The sequence below is a fragment of the Mesorhizobium sp. M8A.F.Ca.ET.202.01.1.1 genome (genome assembly GCF_004791595.1).
In the GTDB taxonomy this organism is placed as follows: Bacteria; Pseudomonadota; Alphaproteobacteria; order Rhizobiales; family Rhizobiaceae; genus Mesorhizobium.
Genome location: NZ_SRUN01000018.1, coordinates 76,932 through 95,964, shown reverse-complemented (window position 1 = coordinate 95,964; position 19,033 = coordinate 76,932). Strand labels below are relative to the sequence as shown.

The following is a 19,033-nucleotide window of genomic DNA, read 5'->3' as shown; positions in this document are numbered from 1 at the left end:
AATGAGACCGGACACCGCCATCGTACTTGCCGCGGGGCTTGGCAAGCGCATGCGGCCGATCACCGACACCATCCCCAAACCGCTGGTTCGGATCGCCGGCAAGACGCTGCTCGACTGGGGCCTCGACAGCCTGGCCGCGGCCGGCGTCGGCACGGCGGTGGTCAATGTCCATTACCTTCCCGAACAGATCGTCGCCCATGTCGCCGCGCGCCGCGCGCCGCGCATCGTCATTTCCGATGAAAGCGACCGGCTGCTCGATTCCGCCGGCGGCATCGTCAAGGCGCTGCCGGAACTCGGCCAACAGCCGTTCTACATCCTCAACGCCGATACATTCTGGATCGACCACGGCCCGCTCAATCTCAGGCGGCTCGCCCTTGCATGGGACGCGGCGAAAATGGATATTCTGCTGATGCTGGCGGATCTCCATCAGGCGACAGGCCATTGTGGCAGCACCGATTTCCTGGTGGCGCCGGACGGCGCGCTGCGGCGTTCGAAAGGCGATCCTGCCGGCCTGATCTATGCCGGCGCCGCGATCATCCATCCGCGCCTGTTCAAGGACGCAACCGCCGAACCGCATTCGCTCAACGCCTATTTCGACAGGGCGATTGCCGGGGGCCGCCTGTTCGGCATGCCGATGCATGGCCACTGGATAACCGTCGGCACGCCCGACGCCATTCCGCTTGCCGAAGAAGCGGTGGCCGGCGCACTCATCGGATCGCAATGAGCGGCTCAAGCCGCGTTTTTTCCATTCCCTCCGGAGCGCCGTTTCTGCCGACGCTGGCCGAGGCGCTGCTTGCCGGCCGGCTTGTCCCCGGATTTCGTTTCGACGGCGATCCGCTCGCCCTGGCCGACGTCACCATCTATGTGCCGACGCGCCGTGCCGCACGTGCCCTGCGCGGCGTGTTCGTCGACAGCCTGAAGGCGCGTGGCGGCGGCGGTTCGGCGATCCTGCCGGTGATCCGTCCGCTCGGCGAATTCGACGAGGATGAAGCCTTGTTCGAGGCCGAGCCATCGGCGGCAATCGATCTGGCGCCGCCGATCGCCGCCACCGAACGGCTGTTGCTGCTGACGCCGCTGGTGCGGGCGTGGAAACGCCGGTTGCCCGCCCATGTCGCGGCGCTCTTCGCCGAGGAGATCGTTGTGCCTGCCTCCACCGCCGACGCGATCTGGCTGGCGCGCGATCTGACCGGACTGATGGACGAGATCGAGACGGAAGGCACCGACTGGGCCAAACTTGCCGGCCTGGTGAGCGGGAACCTTGCCGGATGGTGGCAGGTGACGCTCGAATTCCTCGGCATCGTCACCGATGCCTGGCCGAAATTCCTCGAAGAAAGCGACCGCTCCAACCCGGCAGCGCATCGCAGCGCCTTGATCCGCGCCGAGGCCGCGCGGCTGCGGCGCAATCCGCCCGCCGGGCCGGTCATAGCCGCGGGGTCTACCGGCTCCATCCCCGCCACGGCGGAGCTGCTTGCGACCATCGCCGGCCTCACCGGTGGCGCCATCGTGTTGCCCGGGCTCGACCAGTTACTGGACGAAGCCTCCTTCCAGGCGCTCGTGGCGCCAGGCGCGCGTCCAGCCGTGCTTGGCCATCCGCAATACGGCCTGGCGAAGCTGATCGGCAAGATTGGCGTGCTGCGCGGCGATGTCGAGGAGATCGGCGCGGCCGAGCCGAAGCTCGCGCTCCGCGCGGCCCTTGTCGGCGAGGCGTTGCGGCCGGCCGAGACCACCGAATTGTGGGCGGAGACGCGAAACGGGTTTTCAGCGTTCGATATTGCCGCCGCCTTCGCCGACGTGACGCTGCTCGAAGCGGCAAGCGAGCGCGACGAGGCCGTCGCGATCGCGGTCGCACTCAAGCAGGCCGTGGAAGAACCCGGCCAAAGGGCCGCTCTCGTGACCGGCGACCGCGCCCTGGCGCGCCGCGTCAGTGTCGAGCTCAAGCGCTTCGGTGTCGTTGCCGACGATTCCGGCGGCACGCCGCTTTCCAACACGCCGGCGGCCAGCCTGCTCAGGCTGGCGCTCGAGGCGGTGTTCCGGCCGGGTGATCCGGTCGGCCTGTTGTCGCTGCTCAAGCATCCATTGCTCGGCCTCGGCCTGGAACGCGGCGATGTGCGCCACGCGGCGGAATTGGTCGAACTGGTGGCGCTGCGCGGCGGCACCGGCCGCCCCGACATTGCGTCGCTGCCGGACCTTTTCGAAGTGCGCCTCACCGGCCTTGGCGATGACAGCCGGCCGCCCTTCTGGTTTGCGCGGCTGACCGTGCGCTCCATCGAAGGCGCGCGGAATTTGCTTGAACGTCTCAAGCAAGCGCTGGCGCCGCTTTCAGCCTTTCGGGGCCAGGCGGAAGCCGGCCTTGCCGCGCTGGTCGAGACCAGCGTCGTTGCCCTGGAGAATCTCGGCAGTTCCGCCGATGGCGGCCTTGGCGAACTCTACGCCGGCGATGCCGGCGAAAAGCTCGCCGACCTTTTGCGCGGGCTGGTCGCGGCTTCGGCGCCGCTGTCGTTCGCGGCAATCGAATGGCCTGACGTGATGGAGGCGCTGATCGCGCCCGAGACCGTCAAGCCGGCGCAAGGCACCGACAGGAACATCGCCATCTGGGGCGCGCTGGAAGCCCGGCTGCAGCATGTCGACACACTGGTCATCGGTGGGCTCAACGAAGGGGTCTGGCCGCGCAAGCCGGAGAGCGACCGCTTCATGTCGCGGCTGATGAAGACCGGCATCGATCTCGAACCGCCGGAGCGGCGCATCGGCCTCGCCGCGCATGACTTCCAGATGGCCATGGGTGCCAGGAAGGTGCTGCTGGCGCGCTCGGCGCGCGCCGGCGACGCGCCCGCGGTGCCGTCGCGCTGGTTGCAGCGGCTGCTCACCTTCATCGGCAACGACCAGGCGACAGCGCTGCGCCGGCGCGGCGATGAATTGCTTGCCTGGGCACGCGCGCTCGACACAGGGCCGAAGCGGGATTTCGCGCCGCGGCCGCAGCCGAAACCGCCATTGCCGGTTCGCCCGGGCCATTTCTCGGTCACCGAGATCGAGACGCTGCGCCGCGACCCCTACGCCATCTACGCCCGAAGGATCCTCGGCCTGATGCCGCTCGATCCGCTCATCCGTGATCCGGGCGCGGCCGAGCGCGGCACGCTGTTTCACGCCATCCTGCATCTCTTCTCCTCCGAGGTGGCCGACCCGCGCGCGCCGGACGCGCTGGCCGGGCTCATCGCCGCCGGCCGCGCCTGTTTTGCCGAGGCGGCGCTTCCGGCCGATGTCGAGGCCGTGTGGTGGCCGCGTTTCGAAAAGCTCGCCGCCAACATCATCGAATGGGAGCGCACGCGCGCCGATGCGGTGGTCCAGCGGCATGCCGAGGAGAGGGCTGGGAAAACCGTCGTCGGACAGTCCGGGGTGACGCTGTCCGGTTACGCCGACAGGGTCGACCTGCTGGCCGGCGGCATGGCCGACATTCTGGACTACAAGACGGGTTCCTCGCCTTCGAAGGCGCTGGCGCATACGCTGCTGGCGCCTCAACTGGCGCTGGAAGGCGCGCTGCTGAGGCGTGGCGCGTTCAAGGATCTGGGGATGCGCGAACCGTCGCAACTGGCCTTCATCAGGCTGAAGCCGAATGGCGAGGTGTTCGAAGAGTCCATACTCGAACACAACCGCCAGCCACGCACCGCGGCCGATCTCGCCGAAGAGGCCTGGGCGCGGCTGGAAAAGCTGCTGATCCATTATGCCGACCCGGCGACCGGCTATCTGTCGCGCGCGCTGCCGTTTCGCGAAGGCGAAACCGACGGCGACTACGACCACCTCGCCCGCGTACTCGAATGGTCCGCCGGCGGAGACGCCGGGGACGAGGGCGGAGAGGCATGAAGAAAGCCTATCCGATCCCGACCGACACGGCTTCGAGCCAGGCCCGCGCCGCCGATCCCGGCAATTCCGCCTGGGTGTCGGCCAATGCGGGATCGGGCAAGACCCATGTGCTTGCCCAGCGCGTCATCCGGCTGCTGCTCAACGGCACCGACCCGTCGAAGATATTGTGCCTGACCTATACGCGCGCCGCGGCCGCCAACATGTCGAACCGGGTTTTTTCCACGCTGTCGGAGTGGACGACGCTTGGCGACGCGGAGCTGGCTTCCAAAGTCGGGGCGCTGGAGGGGCGCCGGCCCGATCGCGATACCATGCGCAGAGCCCGCCGCCTGTTCGCCGAGGCCCTGGAAACGCCTGGCGGGCTGAAGATCCAGACGATCCACGCTTTCTGCGAATCCGTGCTGCATCAATTCCCGCTCGAAGCCAACATCCCCGCCCATTTCGAGATGCTCGACAGCCAGATGGAGGCCTCGCTTTTTGCTGCCGCGCGCCGCGAGATGATCTCTGCCGCCGGCGACAGGAATTTAGCCGAGGCCTTCGCCACTGTCCTGGAACGTGGGGGGGAGGCCGGTCTCGACGCCCTGCTCGGCGAGATCGTGCGCAAGCGCGATGGGTTGCGCCATTTCCTCGATGCCGTCGGGCGCGACGGCTTCCAGCCCTTGTTCGATGAGTTCCATTTCCGCCCCGGCCAGACCGCCGAAGGCATAGCGGCGTCGATATGGCCGCTGCCCGGCTTCCTGCCGGACTATTTTGCCGGCTTTGTCCAGGCAGCCGAAGCCACCGACGCCAGATCGGTGCTGAACAACATCCTGCCCTATGCGCGCCAGGCTTTCGCCGAGGGCGATCCCGTTCGTCGGCTGCAACTCCTGGCAAGAGCCTTCCTCAAGACCGATGGCGATCCCTATGATCCGGCAAAGGCCTTCAAGAAGGCGCTGGCCGACCGGCTGCCGGACCTTGCCGAGCGCTATCTCTCGGCGGCCGGCGCCATCGTGGAGACCGTCGACCGCCTGGCGCTGTTCCGGATGCTGGAAGGCACACGTGCGGCGCTCACCATCGCCGACTGGCTGATCGCGCGCTACGAAGTGCTGAAACGCAGCCGCGGCTTTCTCGACTTCAACGACCTGATCACCCGCACGGTGAACCTTCTGGCGCGGCCCGATGCCGGCCCATGGGTGCAGTACAAGCTCGACCAGGGCATCGACCACATCCTGCTCGACGAGGCGCAGGACACCAGCCCGGATCAATGGGAAGTGGTGAAGAGGCTGGCGGAAGAATTCTTTGCCGGCTTCGGTGCGCGCGATCGGGTGCACCGCACGGTCTTTGCCGTCGGCGACGAGAAACAGTCGATTTATTCCTTCCAGGGTGCCGCCCCGGACTCCTTCGCCGACAGCCGGCTGTTGTTCGCCGGGCGGGTGCGCGAGGCCGATGCATCCTTCGCCGACCTCAAGCTGACCTGGTCGTTCCGCTCCACGGACGATGTGCTGGCCGCCGTCGACCGCGTCTTTGCCGATCCGACCGTGCGGCGCGGCATCAGCCATGACCCCGATCCGCTGGACCACAAGGCGATCCGCACCGATGCGCCGGGCTATGTCGAGGTGTGGCCGTCGATCGGCGCCGAGGCCGTCGACGAGCCCGACGACTGGACGCAAGCGATCGACCATGCCCATGCGCCGGCGGTGCGCGTCGCCGAGAATGTCGCGGCCACCATTGCCGGGTGGATCGGCATGGGCGAAATCATCGAGGGCCGTGGCAAGCGGCTGCGGCCGGGCGACGTGCTGGTGCTGGTGCGCAAGCGCGACAGCTTCGTCCACGCGCTGACCCGCGCGCTCAAGCGTCGCGACATTCCGGTCGCCGGCGCCGACCGGCTGAGCTTGCCCGGCCATATCGCGGTCAAGGATCTGATCGCGCTCGGCCATCTGCTGATCCAGCCGCAGGACGACCTGTCGCTCGCCGCCGTCCTGCGCAGCCCGATCTTCGACCTGCAGGAGGAGAGGCTGTTCACGCTCGCCGCGCAGAGGCCGCCCGGCGTGTCGCTGGCGGCATCGCTGCGCCAGCAAGCCGGCGAAAGCGAAGCGCTCTCGGCGATCGTCGCGCAGCTCGACGCCTGGGCTGAGGAGGCTGCCTTCAAGCCGGTGTTCGAATTCTATGCCGCCCTGCTGGCGCGCGATGGCGTGCGCCGCAGGATGGTCGCGCGGCTCGGGCCGGAAGCCGGCGATATTCTCGATGAGTTCCTGAGCTTCTGCCTTGCGGACGAGCGGACCGGCCTGCCCGGGCTGGAAGCCTTCCTGTCGACACTGGAAAACGCCGGCCCCGAGATCAAGCGCGAGATGGATCAGACCCGCGACGAGGTCCGGGTCATGACCGTGCACGCCGCCAAGGGCCTGGAGGCGCCGGTGGTGTTCCTGGTCGACGGCGGTTCCGCTCCCTTCAGCGACCAGCATTTGCCGCGCCTGATGCCTTTCGAGGGATCGGGCAGGCATTGGGACGGCAAGGGCTATCTCTGGCGTTCGGCCAGCGACGTCGCCAACGGCTTTTCGAAAACGGCGGCTGCTCGCGCCCGCGAACTCGCCGACGATGAATACCGCCGGCTGCTCTATGTCGGCATGACGCGCGCGGAGGACCGGCTGATCGTCTGCGGTTATCACGGCAAGCGGGCGCCGAACACCGGAACCTGGCATTCGATCGTCAGCCGCGCGCTGATCGGTGCGCCGGAAAGCGAACAGCGTCCGCACCCCGCCGGCGGCGAGCCGGTGCATCGTTTCCATGTCACCAACTTGCCGCCGGTCGCGCCAGACGTCAGTGAACAGGCGCGGCAAGCCGATGCTTTCGGCCCGTTGCCGGCGACCCTGTTCCGGCCCTTGCCGCCTTTCGAGGACCTGCCGCGACCGTTGTCGCCATCGGGCGCCTCGGCGCTGATCGAGGAAGGCAAGGAAGCGGTTGTCGACAAGGCCTCGCCGGTGCTGGACGCCGATGCCGAGCCGGGTTTTGCAGTGATGCGCGGGCTCGCCTTGCACAAACTGCTGCAGATGCTGCCCGGCATGGCCGAGAGCGGCCGCCAAAGTGCGGCGGAGCGTTACCTCTCGCGAACGGGTGCGGGGTGGCCGCAAGCCGAGCGTGAAAAGGCCCTGGCGTCGGTCATGGCCATCCTTGCCGACCCCGGCCTCGGTCAACTGTTCGCGCCCTCGTCACGTGCAGAGGTCGCGATCATGGGCAGCCTGGAGGTCAAGGGCAAAATTCGCTCCATCTCCGGCAAGATCGACCGGCTGGCGGTGACGCCGGATACGGTCTCGATCGTCGACTACAAGACCAACCGGCCCGCACCCGCCTCCCCGGCCGAGGTCCCCCCGGCCTATCTGCTTCAGCTCGCGCTCTATCGCGCCCTGCTGCAGCCGCTTTATCCAGGGCGGGAAATCAAGGCGGCCCTGCTGTTCACCGAAACGCCTAGGCTGATCGAGCTCCCGGCCCGGGCCATGGACGACGCCCTTGCCCGACTCACGGGAGCGTGACACAAGAACTGCTTGAAGAAGGGCGCGGCAACCACCACATTTGGTGCGACGAAAAATTTCGAAAGGATTTCCGCATGACCACCGTCAAGGTCGACAAGAACAATTTCCAGGCCGATGTGCTCAATGCCCAGGTACCGGTCGTGGTCGATTTCTGGGCGGAGTGGTGCGGCCCCTGCAAGATGATCGCACCGGCGCTTGAGGACATCGCCACTGAACTCGGCGCCAAGGTCAAGATCGCCAAGCTGAACATCGACGAGAATCCCGAGCTTGCCGCCCAGTTTGGCGTGCGCTCGATCCCGACGCTGATGATCTTCAAGGGCGGCGAAGTGGCCGACATCAAGGTTGGCGCCGCGCCCAAGACCGCGCTGTCGCACTGGGTCAATGGCAATCTCGCCTGATACCATCTGAATTCGAAGCATTGAGCCCGGCCATCGCGCTGGGCTTTTTGTTGGCGCCATCGGTGCGCCGCTCTGGCACTCACGTCGGGGGCTTCCATGTCTTCTGTTGGCGGCAGAAGCAGGAGAGAGAAATGACCGGATCCGCCAAGGCCACAGTCTTCATCGACAATGAGCGCGTCATCGTCACCGAATACCGCTTCCAGCCGGGCGACAACACCGGCTGGCACCGCCATGGCCACGACTATGTCGTGGTTCCGCTGATGGACGGCAAGCTGAAGCTGGTGACCAAGGACGGCGAGACCTTCGCCGAGATGAAGAAAGGTTCCCCCTATTTCCGCAAGGAGGGCGTCGAACACGACGTCATCAGCGCCAATGACGGCGAGTACGCTTTTATCGAGATCGAGCTGAAGTAACCGTTAGATGGCGTGACATCAATTGCCATCTTGATGGCAGGTAAAAATCGACATATATTTCCCTTTTCGAATGGGAGTTTGGAATGGCCGAACCACAGCTGTCAGTCCGCAGTGCAAAAGCGCGCGACCTAGCCCATAGACTTGCTCGCCGCGAAAATCGTTCGATAGCCGATGTGGTCGAACGTGCGCTTGAATCCTACGAGATTCGTGAAGCGGGTCGCGAGCCGGCATCCGCCTTCTATGCTCGACTTGCGTCAACCAGTGGCACCGACATCGATCTGGAGAACATTATCCGCGAAGGCCGCCAGGTCCATCCAGGACCTGAGCTTTGATTTTCGTCGACACCAACGTGATTTCGGAGACCTTCAAGAAGGCGCCGAACCCGGCCGTGCTGGCGTGGCTCGTCCGCAACGACGCCGAACTGGCCCTTCCCACGGTGACGATTGCGGAAATCGCCTTTGGCATTCAAAAGATACGGCCCGATGAGCGAGCCGATCGGCTGGAGCAGGGACTTTCCCAATGGCGCCATCGATTTGCCGACCGGATCTTTGGGCTGACGGAAGAAGCTGCCTTGGCTTATGGCGAGATCATGGGGTTCGCCACGCGCCAAGGCCGCGGCATGTCAGCTCCCGATGGCATGATCGCGGCAATAGCGCGGGTGAATGGTGGTCGACTGGCAACGCGCAATCTCAATGACTTTAGTGCCACCAGCCTTGACCTAATCTCGCCGTGGGACTTCTGAACCGCCCTCGGATCTTTCGGTCAAAAGCGAGATAGCAGAATTCCGCCGCAGGCGTCTAAAGATGCAAGGCGTCGAAACTGTAGCCGCCCTCAGGTCGGCGGCGTGCCGTTTTCAGCCAGCACCGCACCGGCCAGATAGAGGGACCCGCCAATCAGGATGCGTGGCGGCGGGCCGTCCCAGGTGTCGCGCAGCAGCATGAGCGCGCTGGCGACGGAGCTTACCGGTTCGGCCGTCAGTCCGGCTTCCGTGGCGCGGACCGCCAGTTCGTCGTTCGGCACGCCGGCATCGCTCTGGCTCACTGGCACCGTGTAGACATGCCTGACCAAGCCCTTGAAGGCGCGGAAATAGCCGCTCTGGTCCTTGGTGTTGATCATGCCCGAAATGAGGAACAGCGGGCGCGGGTTCTTTTCTTCCTGCTCGGCCAGCGCTTCGGCGACGACCACGCCGGCGCCCGGATTGTGGCCGCCATCGAGCCAGATGTCGGCGCCCTTCGGCGCCAGTTCCGCCAGCCTGCCCTGCCCCAGCTTCTGCATGCGGCCGGGCCAGGCGACGTTGGTCATCGCCTTCTCGGCGGCGCGGTGGCTGATCTCGAAGCCGGCGGCCTTGACCGCGGCGATCGCGGCGGCGGCATTGGCGAACTGGTGGCGACCGGGCAGGCGCGGCGACGGCAGGTCCATCAAGCCATCATCGTCCTGGTAGACCATGCGGCCGTTTTCCTCGAAAGCGAGAAAATCCTGGCCATAGACGAGGGTCGGGCATTCCAGCCGCTCGGCGGTGTCGATCAGCACCTGCAGCGCCGTCTCGCTTTCCTGGGCGCCGATGACCACGGGACAGCCGCGTTTCATGATGCCGGCCTTTTCGGCGGCGATCAGCTCCACACGGTCGCCGAGATAGGCCTCGTGGTCCATCGACACCGGCATGATCACCGACACGGCCGGCCGCGCGATGACGTTGGTGGCGTCGAAGCGGCCGCCAAGACCGACCTCGATGATGGCGGCATCGGCCGGATGTTCCGAAAACAGGATGAAGGTGACGGCAGTGAGGATTTCGAAGACGGTGATCTTCTGGCCTGCATTGGCCTTGGCGACGCGGGCGATGGCCTCGGCGAAGATGTCATCGTCGACCAGCCTGCCGCCGCCCTCGGCGGCCAGCCTGTAGCGCTCGTGCCAGCTGACCAGATGCGGCGAAGTGTGGACGTGGACGAGGCGGCCGGAAGCTTCCAGCAGCGCCCGCGAGAAGGCGGCGCAGGAGCCCTTGCCGTTGGTGCCGGCAATGTGGATGACCGGCGGCAGCAAATCCTGCGGATTGTCCAGCCGCTCCAGCAGCCGCGTGATGCGATCGAGCGAAAGGTCGAAGCCTTTCGGGTGAAGCGCCATCAGGGCTTCGATTTCGCGGTCGGCGGCAAGCGTCGTCATGGCACAATCCCGGCGCATGGCCCGAGAGCCAGAATCGCTCCCGCAATGACCACGGCTATCAAAAGGCTACAGCGCGTCATGGGCGGCGCGCAATCGCTGTTCGCGGCGGCCAATGTCGCGCCAGGCCGGGGTCACCTCCGGCCATCGTAGCGTCAAGCCTGTGGCCGGGCTTCGGCGGCAAGCACGGCCGGCGGCAGGATTTCCGGTTCCAGCGGCTTTTGCTCTTCCGGCATCTTGAGCAGCATCTTGAGCAGACGCGCGATCGTCTGGCGCATCTCCAGCCGGGACACCACCATGTCGACCATGCCATGCTCCATCAGATATTCGGAGCGCTGGAAGCCGTCCGGCAATTTCTCGCGGATGGTCTGCTCGATGACACGCGGCCCGGCAAAACCGATCAGCGCGCCGGGCTCGGCAATGTGCACGTCGCCCAGCATGGCGTAGGAGGCGGTGACGCCGCCGGTGGTCGGATTGGTCAGCACGACGATATAAGGGAGGCCGGCTTCCTTCAGCCGGTCGACGCCGACCGTGGTGCGCGGCAATTGCATGAGGGACAAAATACCTTCCTGCATGCGGGCGCCGCCGGAAGCGGCGAACAGGATCAGCGGCCGCTTGCGCTGCAAGGCGACCTCGAAGCCATGTACGATGGCATCACCCGCCGCCATGCCGAGCGAGCCGCCCATGAAGGCGAAATCCTGCACCGTCACCACCACCGGCAGGCCCTCGACGGTCCCAAGCGCATTGATGATGGCGTCTTCCAGACCGGTCTTGGCCTTGGCGTCCTTCAGCCGGTCGACATAGCGCTTCTCGTCGCGGAACTTCAGCGGATCCTGCATGACCTTGGGGTTGTCCAGGGTCTCGTACTTGCCGTCATCGAAGAAGAATTTCAGCCGCTCCTTGGCCGAGATCTTCATGTGATGGCCGGAGGACGGGATGACGAACTGGTTGGATTCCAGGTCCTTGTGGAACACCATCTCGCCGGTCTCGGGATCCTTGATCCAGAGATTCTCGGGCATGTCGGTGCGTCGGCCGAGCATCGAGTTGATCTTCGGGCGAACGTAATTGGTGATCCAGTTCATCGCTTCGGCTCCTGTCCTGACGAAGAGTTGGGTAAAGACCTAGGAAAACTATTCGGCAGCAGCAAGGCGGGCCGAGCGCACGCCTTGCGCCAGGCCGCTGACCAGCGTGGCGACGGCCTCGGCCGGATCGGCGGTCTTATCGCCCTTCGGCCCCAGCACATTGGCGACCGCGTTGACGATCGCCGTGCCGACCACCACGCCGTCGGCATTGGCGCCGATGACGCGCGCCTGTTCGGCGGTCTTGACGCCGAAGCCGACGCAGACAGGCAGGTCGGTGTGACCCTTGATGCGCTTGACCGCCGCCGCCACCTTGCCGGTGTCGGCGAGTGCCGCACCGGTGATGCCGGTCATCGAGACGTAGTAGACGAAGCCGGACGTGTTCTGCAGCACCTTGGGCAGGCGCTTGTCGTCGGTGGTCGGCGTCGCCAGCCGGATGAAGTTGATGCCGGCCTTCAGCGCCGGAATGCACAGTTCCTCATCCATTTCCGGCGGCAGGTCGACGACGATGAGCCCATCGATGCCGCTCGCCTTGGCGTCGACGAGGAAGCGGTCGACGCCGTAGATGTAGATCGGGTTGTAATAGCCCATCAGCACGATAGGCGTTTCGTCATCGCCGGCGCGAAAGTCGGACGCCAATTTCAGCGTCTTCACCAACGTCTGGCCGCCCTTCAGTGCGCGCAGGCCGGCGGCCTGAATCGCCGGGCCGTCGGCCATCGGGTCGGAGAACGGCATCCCCATCTCGATCACGTCGGCGCCCGCCTTGGGCAGCGCCTTCATGATCGACAGCGAGGTTGCATAGTCGGGGTCGCCACCCATGAAATAGGTGACGAGCGCCGGGCGGCCCTCGGTCTTCAGCTTCGCCATGCGGCGGTCGATGCGGGTGGTCATGTCTGGCCCTTTGGACGAATTTTGCTCATAATCAACTCCCAAATCGAAACTGTCCAAAGGGCCTAGATCTCCATGCCCAGCATCGAGGCCACCGTGTGCACGTCCTTGTCGCCACGGCCGGACAGGTTGACGATGACGATCTGGTCCTTGTCCATGGCGGGTACGATCTTGACCGCATGGGCGATGGCGTGCGCCGATTCCAGCGCCGGGATGATGCCTTCGACGCGCGTCGTCAGCTTGAAGGCTTCGAGCGCCTCGTCGTCGAGGATCGGCACGTATTCGACACGGCCGGAATCGCGCAGCCAGGAATGCTCCGGGCCGACGCCGGGATAATCGAGGCCGGCCGAGATCGAATGGCCGTCCATGATCTGGCCATCGGCGTTCTGCAGGAGATAGGTGCGGTTGCCGTGCAGCACGCCGGGAGAGCCGGCATTCATCGAGGCACAATGCTCGATGCCGTCGAGGCCGCGCCCGCCGGCCTCGATGCCGATGATGCGGACTTGCCTGTCATCGAGGAAGGGATGGAACATGCCGATGGCATTGGAACCACCGCCGACTGCGGCGATGATGGTGTCGGGCAGCCGTCCCTCCTGTTCGAGGATCTGCGCGCGTGCCTCGGTGCCGATCACCGACTGGAAGTCGCGCACCAGTTCCGGATAGGGATGCGGGCCGGCGGCGGTACCGATCAAATAATAGGTGTCCTCGACATTGGTCACCCAATCGCGGAGGGCTTCGTTCATGGCGTCCTTCAGCGTGCCGTGGCCCGCGGTCACCGGCCGCACTTCGGCGCCAAGCAGCTTCATGCGGAAAACGTTGGGGCTCTGCCGGGCAACGTCGGTCGCACCCATATAGACGACGCAGGGAAAGCCGAAGCGGGCGGCGACGGTCGCGGACGCCACGCCATGCTGGCCGGCACCTGTCTCGGCGATGATGCGCTTCTTGCCCATGCGCTTGGCCAGCAGGATCTGGCCGAGGCAATTGTTGATCTTGTGCGAGCCGGTGTGGTTCAAATCCTCGCGCTTGAAATAGACTTTCGCGCCGCCAAGATGCTTCGTCAGGCCTTCAGCGAAATACAGCTTTGACGGCCGCCCGGCATAGTGGGTGGACAGATCGGTCAGCTCGGCCCTGAAATCCGGATCGTTCTTGACCTCGTTCCAGTTTTTCTCCAGGTCGAGGATGAGGGGCATCAGCGTTTCGGCAACGAAACGGCCGCCGAAAATGCCGAACATGCCCTGCTCGTCGGGTCCAGTACGGAAGGAATTGGGTGTCGCCGGCTTGTTCATCGCCGATCTCCTAGATCTGTACTTTGAGCATGTCCCTGTCGGAAAACCGGGTTCCCGCTTTTCCGGGACATGCTCAGGGTTCGAAATTTGTTCAGGCGGCGCGGTCGTCGCGCGCGGCCCTGACGGCCCGGAAAAACTGTTCGATCAGCGCCGGATCCTTGACGCCCGGCGCGCTCTCCACGCCCGAGGAAATGTCTATTGCGGGCGGGTTTGCAAGCCGAAGGGCGTCGCCGATGTTGGCGGCGTTGAGCCCACCGGAAAGCATGTAATCGATCCCGGCGTCAAGGCCGGCAAGGATGCGCCAGTCGAAGGCGACGCCATTGCCGCCCGGCAGCTCGGAGCCCTTTGGCGGCTTGGCGTCGAACAGGAAGCGGTCCGCGATGCCGACGAACGGCTTTATCCGTTCGAGATCGGCAGCATCGCCGAGCGGCAACGCCTTCATCACCGGCAGGCCATGGAGGGCTTTCAGTTCGGCCACTCGCTCGGGGGTTTCGGAGCCGTGCAATTGCAGAATGTCGGGCTGCATCTTTTCCACGATTTCATCGAGGAAGGGGTCATTGGCGCCGACGGTGACGGCAACCGCCAGGGCCTTGCCGCGCGCCGCTTGGCGCAGACGGCCAGCTTCGGCCGGTTCGACGTAGCGCGGGCTTTTGGCGAAGAAAATGAACCCGACATGGCTGGCGCCGCCGGCCAGCGCCGCGCCTATTGCCTGGTCGGTCTTCAAGCCGCAGATCTTGATGTCGAGCGCCATGGCGCGGGAATTGACATGAAAAGCGCCAAGAGTCGAGAAAAAGCATGCTGTTTGCCGGCAAGGCCAAAGGCGCTACCTATGGAAGGACAGCATGCAAGGCGGGAGCACAGCCATGGCCGACCAGACCGTTGCCGAACTGAAGCAGAAGATCGCGCAGGCGCGCGAGGTGATCGCGCATCTCATGGACAAGGCCGCCTTCAACGGCGCCGAAGCGCATCGGGCGCTGGATTATTTCGGCGGCGATGCCTTCGACCGGAATTTTCTGCCCTGGCCGCATACCGACGAAGGACTGCGCCCGGAGGAGCTCAATGCGGCGAACGATGATTGAGTGCGTGGCCGGTAGCTGAAACGCCGCCGTCCGCTATCCCTATTCGAAAACGATCGCCTGCAGGGCGCCGCCGTTGCGCTTCAGCCAATCCTTGCAGCGGTCCGTGTCGGGGCAGAGCTTTTCGCACAATTTCCAGAATTTCGGGCCGTGGTTCATCTCCTTGAGATGCGCCACTTCATGCGCGACGAGGTAGTTTATCACAGGCTGCGGCGCCATCATGATGCGCCAGGAGAAGGACAGATTGCCTTCGGAGGTGCAGGAGCCCCAGCGGCTGGAGGTGTCCTTGTAGCGGATCGCCTTGGCGCGCTTGCCGAGCGCCTCCGTATGCCTGACCACCAGCTTCTCGATATCCTTCTTGGCCTCGCGCTTCAAAAAATCGGCGATGCGGCGCGGCAGATGGATGCGCTCGCCATGCACGATCAGCAGCGGGCCGCGCTCGTCGCGCGATATGGTGACGGTGCCGCGCTTTGACGGTTCGTGGACAATGCGATGCGGCACGCCGCGCACCGGGATCTTGATACCTGGTCTTACTTGAGGACGAGCCGGCACCTTGGCCAGACGCTGCTCCAGCCAGTCCTGGTGGCGGTCGAGGAACCTGTCGACCTCGCCGCGCCGCAGGCCTGGCGGCACGGTGATGCGCAGGCCCTGGCCGCCGGAATCGATGCGCAGCGTCAGGCGCTTTGCCCTGGCGCTCTCGACGATCTTGAGCGGCAGCGTACGCCCGGCGACACAGTATTCCCGTTCCACGGCAGGCGTGGGCTTGGGCTTCGTCAGATTGCGGAAGAACCCGATGGTCATGGCGGGACGATACGCGATTCGAGGAAAACGAATAGAACAAAAAAGAAACGGCGCCGCTCGCGCGACGCCGTCATCATACCTTGGCCCTGTCGCTGGGCCTCAGTCGTCGAGCAGGTTCGAGCCTTTGCCACGCTTGGTGGGCGTCGTTCCGGTGCTCGGGTCGGTCTTCGCCGGAGCCGTCGATTTGTTGCGGTTGGCCATGAACCGGTCGAACTCGTCCTGATCCTTGGCGCGGCGCAATTCGCGAGCGTACTCGTCGAACTGGGTCAGCATCTCGTCGAGCTTGCGGCGCTCTTCGTTCAGACGCTCAAGCTCCTTTTCGCGCCAGTCATCGAAAGCGACGTTGCCGGTGCGGGCGGAGCCATTGCCCCAGCGCGCGGCCTTGTCGGACCCACGGCGGCAGCCGGCGAAGATGCCGTCGGTCGCACGGTTGACGTCACGCTTGAAGCCCTCGAGCCGGTCGCCCCAGATGATGTAGGCGAGCATGGCGAAGCCGAGCGGCCAGAACACCATGAAGCCGATCACCATCAACGCGATGGTCGCCGGCGTCCAGGCCGGGCGGATCAATGCAGATGTGTTCATTTTCTCCCATTCCTTCGGTTGGAGACAGCCAGAACCGGCTGCGTGGAATCGAAATGGGAAGGAGAAAACCGCGATTCAAGACAATGTTCGCCAAAACCGGACAAGCTTCTGAAATGATTATCGCTTTTTGAGCGCATCGAGGAAAAGCACGACCAGCCCGGCGATCAGGCCCCAGAATGCGGCGCCGACACCGAACAGTGTCAGCCCGGAGGCGGTGACGACGAAGGTGACGGTGGCGGCCATGCGGTCGCCTTCGTCCTTCAGCGCGATCGCCAGCGCGTTGGCCAGCGACGCCATCAGCGCAAGACCCGCCACCAGCACGATCAGGCTCTGCGGCAGGACGGCGAAGATCGCTACCAGCGAGGCGCCGAAGATCGCGAAGATCAGATAGGCAAGCGCATAGAACGGCCCGGTCTTCCAGCGCTCGGCGGGGTCGGGATGAACGTCCGGCCCGGTGCAGATCGCCGCCGAAATCGCCGCCAGATTGGTGGTCGAACCGCCGAACGGCGCCGACAGCAGCGAAAACAGGCCGGTGACGCCGATCAGCGGGCCCGGCTCGGGGTGGTAGCCGGCGGCGCGCAGCACGGCGAGCCCGGAGAGATTCTGCGAAGCCATGGTGACGAGATAGAGCGGCAGCGCCAGCCCAATCATCGCCTTGGCGGTGAAATCAGGTGTAATCAGTGTCAGAGTCGACAGCTCGGGTGTCGGCAGCCCGCCGACACGGCCGGTGAGGAACGCGGCGAGACCGCCGCCGACCAGCACCGCCAGTACCGACAGTGCCGGATTGAACAGCCGGATGACAAAGAACGCCGCGATCAGCGGCAGGATGAGCCAAGGGTCCGCCGGAATGGCTTTCATGGCATTGATGGCGAAAGTGACGACGATGCCGGCCAGCATGCCTGAGGCGACCGAAGCCGGTATTCTCGATATCAGCCGGGTCAGCGGCCCAAACAGGCCGGTCGCGACCAACAGCACGCCCGTGACGATATAGGCGCCGACGGCCTCGCCCATCGAAAAGCCGCTCGAGGCGGCGACCAGTGCCAGGCCCGGCGTCGACCAGGCAGTGATGACAGGCATTTTCGTGCGCCATGACAGCAACAGGCACTCGACCGTCATGGCCAGGCAGATCGCCGTCACACCGCTCGCCGTCTCGACCTGCGTCGCGCCGACCGCCTTGGCGGCGGCGATGACGATGGCCAGCGTGCCGCCGAAACCGACGATTGCCGCGACAAAAGCGGAGATCGGGATGGAAAGGCGCATCGTTACTTGCCTCGTCCGGCGATGTCGCCGACCGCCCGCACCAGCATGTCGAGATCCTGCGGGCGCGACAGGCGATGGTCGCCGTCGGGGATCAGCGACAGCGTGACATCGTCGGCCGGCAGCAGGGCGGCGAGCTTCAACGCGTGGCTCGATGGCACGTCCGCATCGGCCAGCCCCTGCAGGATGTGAACCGGGCAATGCGTGTCGATCGGCCCGGTCATCATCCGGTTTTCGCGCCCGTCGTCGATCAGCGCGCGCGTGTAGACGTAAGGCTCGGCGGAATAGTCCGACGGCTCCGCGAAGAACCCCTTTTCGGCGAGGTCGCGTTTCTGCGCCTCGGTCAGCACCGGCTCGATCAGGTCGCTGGTGAAATCGGGTGCCGGCGCCAGCAACACCAGGCCGACGACGCTTGCATCGCCCGCCTTGCGCAACTCCTGCACCATGCGCAGCGCGATCCAGGCACCCATCGACGAGCCGACCAGGACCTGATCGCCCTTGGCGAAATGCCGGAAAACCGCAAGGCTTTGCGCAAGCCATTTCGAGATCGTACCGTCGGCGAAGGCGCCGCCGGATTCGCCATGGCCCGAATAGTCGTGGCGCAGGAAGGCCCGGCCTTCCCGTGCCGCCCAGTCCGACAGCGTCTCGGCCTTCGTGCCCAGCATGTCCGACTTGTAGCCGCCGAGCCAGACGATGCCGGGCGTCGAGCCACCCGCATGGCGCACGGCGATATCGGATCCATCAACATCAAGAAAGGTCGGAGCGGAGGTCATGGCTGTGGGGCGGTCCCGGTTTTTTTCACGCGTCGCTTTTGGCACGGCCAAAGGCAAGACGGAAAGTGCTCGCGATGTTTCTTTGCTTGGCACAGGCTCGTGATCAGGTGATTTCTTGAGAACGCTGTGCTATTGACTTGCGCCGCGCGCTTCCCACATTGGCGCGTCCGCACACAGATTCATGCGAACCCTGAACGAAACGGCCAAGGAGACCACGACCATTCGCAGACCTTTCAAAGCAGCGGCGCCGACCAAGGATGGGCCGCGCTCCAACCGTGACATCCGGGTTCCCCGGGTCCAGCTTATCGACGCCGAAGGCCAGAACCGCGGCGATGTTTCCATCAACGACGCATTGCTGCTCGCCGAAGAGGCCGGGCTCGATCTGGTCGAAATATCGCCCAACGCGGTGCCCCCCGTCGTAAAAATCCTCGATCTCGGCAAATTGAAATACGCCAACCAGAAGAAGGCGGCCGAGGCGCGCAAGAACCAGAAGGTCATCGAGATCAAGGAGATCAAGATGCGCCCGAACATCGACAGCCATGACTACGAGACCAAGATGAAGGCGGTTCGCCGCTTCTTCGAGGAAGGCGACAAGGTCAAGCTGACGCTGCGCTTCCGCGGCCGCGAGATGGCGCATATGGAACTCGGCATGCAGCTTCTGAACAAGGTGCGCGAGGAAGTGGCGACCATCGCCAAGGTGGAAGCCGAGCCGAAGCTCGAAGGTCGCCAGATGATGATGGTGCTGGCGCCGCGCTAAGCAGACTCCGCTCGCTTCGCAACGCGTCGTCGGCATAGTTTCCATGGTTGTCGCGGATTCTCACCGCAAAACCGTGGACACTTTTGCGGAACCCGCTTGGATCACGATGACGTCAGGCCTCGTCATCGCGCCAAAATCCGCCTGAATTGTGCTACAGAGGCGTCCCGGCGATCGGCGGGACGCCATTCCTGGCTAGAGCTGCGATCGCCGG

The 19,033-nt window shown here is 65.0% G+C and carries 18 protein-coding genes; 9 read left to right on the top strand and 9 right to left on the bottom strand.

All coding sequences use genetic code 11. The annotated features are described in order from the left end of the window. Position 1: 1 nt before the first annotated feature. The 7 genes from EN845_RS30230 (at position 2) to EN845_RS30200 (ending at position 8,911) form a co-directional block, all read left to right on the top strand. Positions 2 to 724: a nucleotidyltransferase family protein gene (locus EN845_RS30230; RefSeq protein ID WP_167531532.1), complete on the top strand. Its 723-nt coding sequence runs from the start codon at positions 2 to 4 to the stop codon at positions 722 to 724. After that, entirely contained in the window at positions 721 to 3,855 is a 3,135-nt protein-coding gene (gene addB, locus EN845_RS30225) for a double-strand break repair protein AddB (RefSeq protein ID WP_127873334.1), read from the top strand. Before EN845_RS30230 ends, addB begins: the two co-directional genes overlap by 4 nt. Then, entirely contained in the window at positions 3,852 to 7,358 is a 3,507-nt protein-coding gene (gene addA, locus EN845_RS30220; protein WP_127873333.1) for a double-strand break repair helicase AddA, read from the top strand. The genes addB and addA overlap by 4 nt, the downstream gene beginning before the upstream one ends. Positions 7,359 to 7,432: 74 nt before the next feature. After that, a complete protein-coding gene (gene trxA, locus EN845_RS30215; protein ID WP_015314366.1) occupies positions 7,433 to 7,756 on the top strand; it encodes a thioredoxin in 324 nt (107 codons plus the stop codon). Between the two features lie 131 nt (positions 7,757 to 7,887). Next, the gene (locus EN845_RS30210; RefSeq protein ID WP_127873332.1) at positions 7,888 to 8,169 is read left to right on the top strand and encodes a cupin domain-containing protein; all 282 of its coding nucleotides are present in this window, start codon (positions 7,888 to 7,890) and stop codon (positions 8,167 to 8,169) included. 83 nt (positions 8,170 to 8,252) lie between these two features. Then, positions 8,253 to 8,501, top strand: coding sequence for a type II toxin-antitoxin system VapB family antitoxin (locus EN845_RS30205; protein ID WP_127873331.1), 249 nt, complete (start codon positions 8,253 to 8,255; stop codon positions 8,499 to 8,501). Then, positions 8,498 to 8,911 (top strand): type II toxin-antitoxin system VapC family toxin, encoded by a 414-nt coding sequence (locus EN845_RS30200; RefSeq protein ID WP_127873330.1) that lies wholly within the window; start codon positions 8,498 to 8,500, stop codon positions 8,909 to 8,911. The genes EN845_RS30205 and EN845_RS30200 overlap by 4 nt, the downstream gene beginning before the upstream one ends. A gap of 89 nt (positions 8,912 to 9,000) precedes the next feature. Here the strand turns inward: EN845_RS30200 and EN845_RS30195 are convergent, their stop codons facing one another. From EN845_RS30195 to EN845_RS30175, 5 genes are all read right to left on the bottom strand, one after another. After that, positions 9,001 to 10,326 (bottom strand): folylpolyglutamate synthase/dihydrofolate synthase family protein, encoded by a 1,326-nt coding sequence (locus EN845_RS30195; protein ID WP_127873329.1) that lies wholly within the window; start codon positions 10,324 to 10,326, stop codon positions 9,001 to 9,003. Positions 10,327 to 10,478: 152 nt separating this feature from the next. Next, entirely contained in the window at positions 10,479 to 11,405 is a 927-nt protein-coding gene (accD, locus tag EN845_RS30190; protein WP_127279848.1) for an acetyl-CoA carboxylase, carboxyltransferase subunit beta, read from the bottom strand. Between the two features lie 48 nt (positions 11,406 to 11,453). After that, positions 11,454 to 12,293: a tryptophan synthase subunit alpha gene (gene trpA / locus EN845_RS30185; protein WP_127873328.1), complete on the bottom strand. Its 840-nt coding sequence runs from the start codon at positions 12,291 to 12,293 to the stop codon at positions 11,454 to 11,456. Between the two features lie 62 nt (positions 12,294 to 12,355). Beyond that, on the bottom strand, positions 12,356 to 13,576 hold the full coding sequence (gene trpB, locus EN845_RS30180) for a tryptophan synthase subunit beta (protein ID WP_127279846.1): 1,221 nt from the start codon (positions 13,574 to 13,576) through the stop codon (positions 12,356 to 12,358). 91 nt (positions 13,577 to 13,667) lie between these two features. Next, entirely contained in the window at positions 13,668 to 14,327 is a 660-nt protein-coding gene (locus tag EN845_RS30175) for a phosphoribosylanthranilate isomerase (protein ID WP_127873327.1), read from the bottom strand. 112 nt (positions 14,328 to 14,439) lie between these two features. On the opposite strand from EN845_RS30175, the gene EN845_RS30170 reads away from it, so the two are divergent. Further along, complete coding sequence (locus tag EN845_RS30170; protein WP_127873326.1) at positions 14,440 to 14,655, top strand: hypothetical protein; 216 nt, start codon at positions 14,440 to 14,442, stop codon at positions 14,653 to 14,655. Between the two features lie 39 nt (positions 14,656 to 14,694). On the opposite strand, the gene EN845_RS30165 is transcribed toward EN845_RS30170, so the two are convergent. From EN845_RS30165 to EN845_RS30150, 4 genes are all read right to left on the bottom strand, one after another. After that, positions 14,695 to 15,453 carry a M48 family metallopeptidase gene (locus EN845_RS30165; RefSeq protein WP_127873325.1) on the bottom strand — a complete coding sequence of 253 codons (759 nt, stop codon included), beginning with the start codon at positions 15,451 to 15,453 and terminating at the stop codon, positions 14,695 to 14,697. Positions 15,454 to 15,552: 99 nt separating this feature from the next. After that, positions 15,553 to 16,035 carry a DUF2852 domain-containing protein gene (locus EN845_RS30160; RefSeq protein WP_127873324.1) on the bottom strand — a complete coding sequence of 161 codons (483 nt, stop codon included), beginning with the start codon at positions 16,033 to 16,035 and terminating at the stop codon, positions 15,553 to 15,555. Between the two features lie 117 nt (positions 16,036 to 16,152). Then, positions 16,153 to 17,295, bottom strand: coding sequence for a benzoate/H(+) symporter BenE family transporter (locus tag EN845_RS30155; protein WP_127873323.1), 1,143 nt, complete (start codon positions 17,293 to 17,295; stop codon positions 16,153 to 16,155). Between the two features lie 2 nt (positions 17,296 to 17,297). After that, positions 17,298 to 18,065 carry an alpha/beta hydrolase gene (locus EN845_RS30150; RefSeq protein WP_127873322.1) on the bottom strand — a complete coding sequence of 256 codons (768 nt, stop codon included), beginning with the start codon at positions 18,063 to 18,065 and terminating at the stop codon, positions 17,298 to 17,300. 220 nt (positions 18,066 to 18,285) lie between these two features. Between EN845_RS30150 and infC the strand changes: the two genes are divergently transcribed. Continuing rightward, positions 18,286 to 18,822: a translation initiation factor IF-3 gene (gene infC, locus EN845_RS30145; protein WP_010912915.1), complete on the top strand. Its 537-nt coding sequence runs from the start codon at positions 18,286 to 18,288 to the stop codon at positions 18,820 to 18,822. Positions 18,823 to 19,033: the final 211 nt, after the last annotated feature.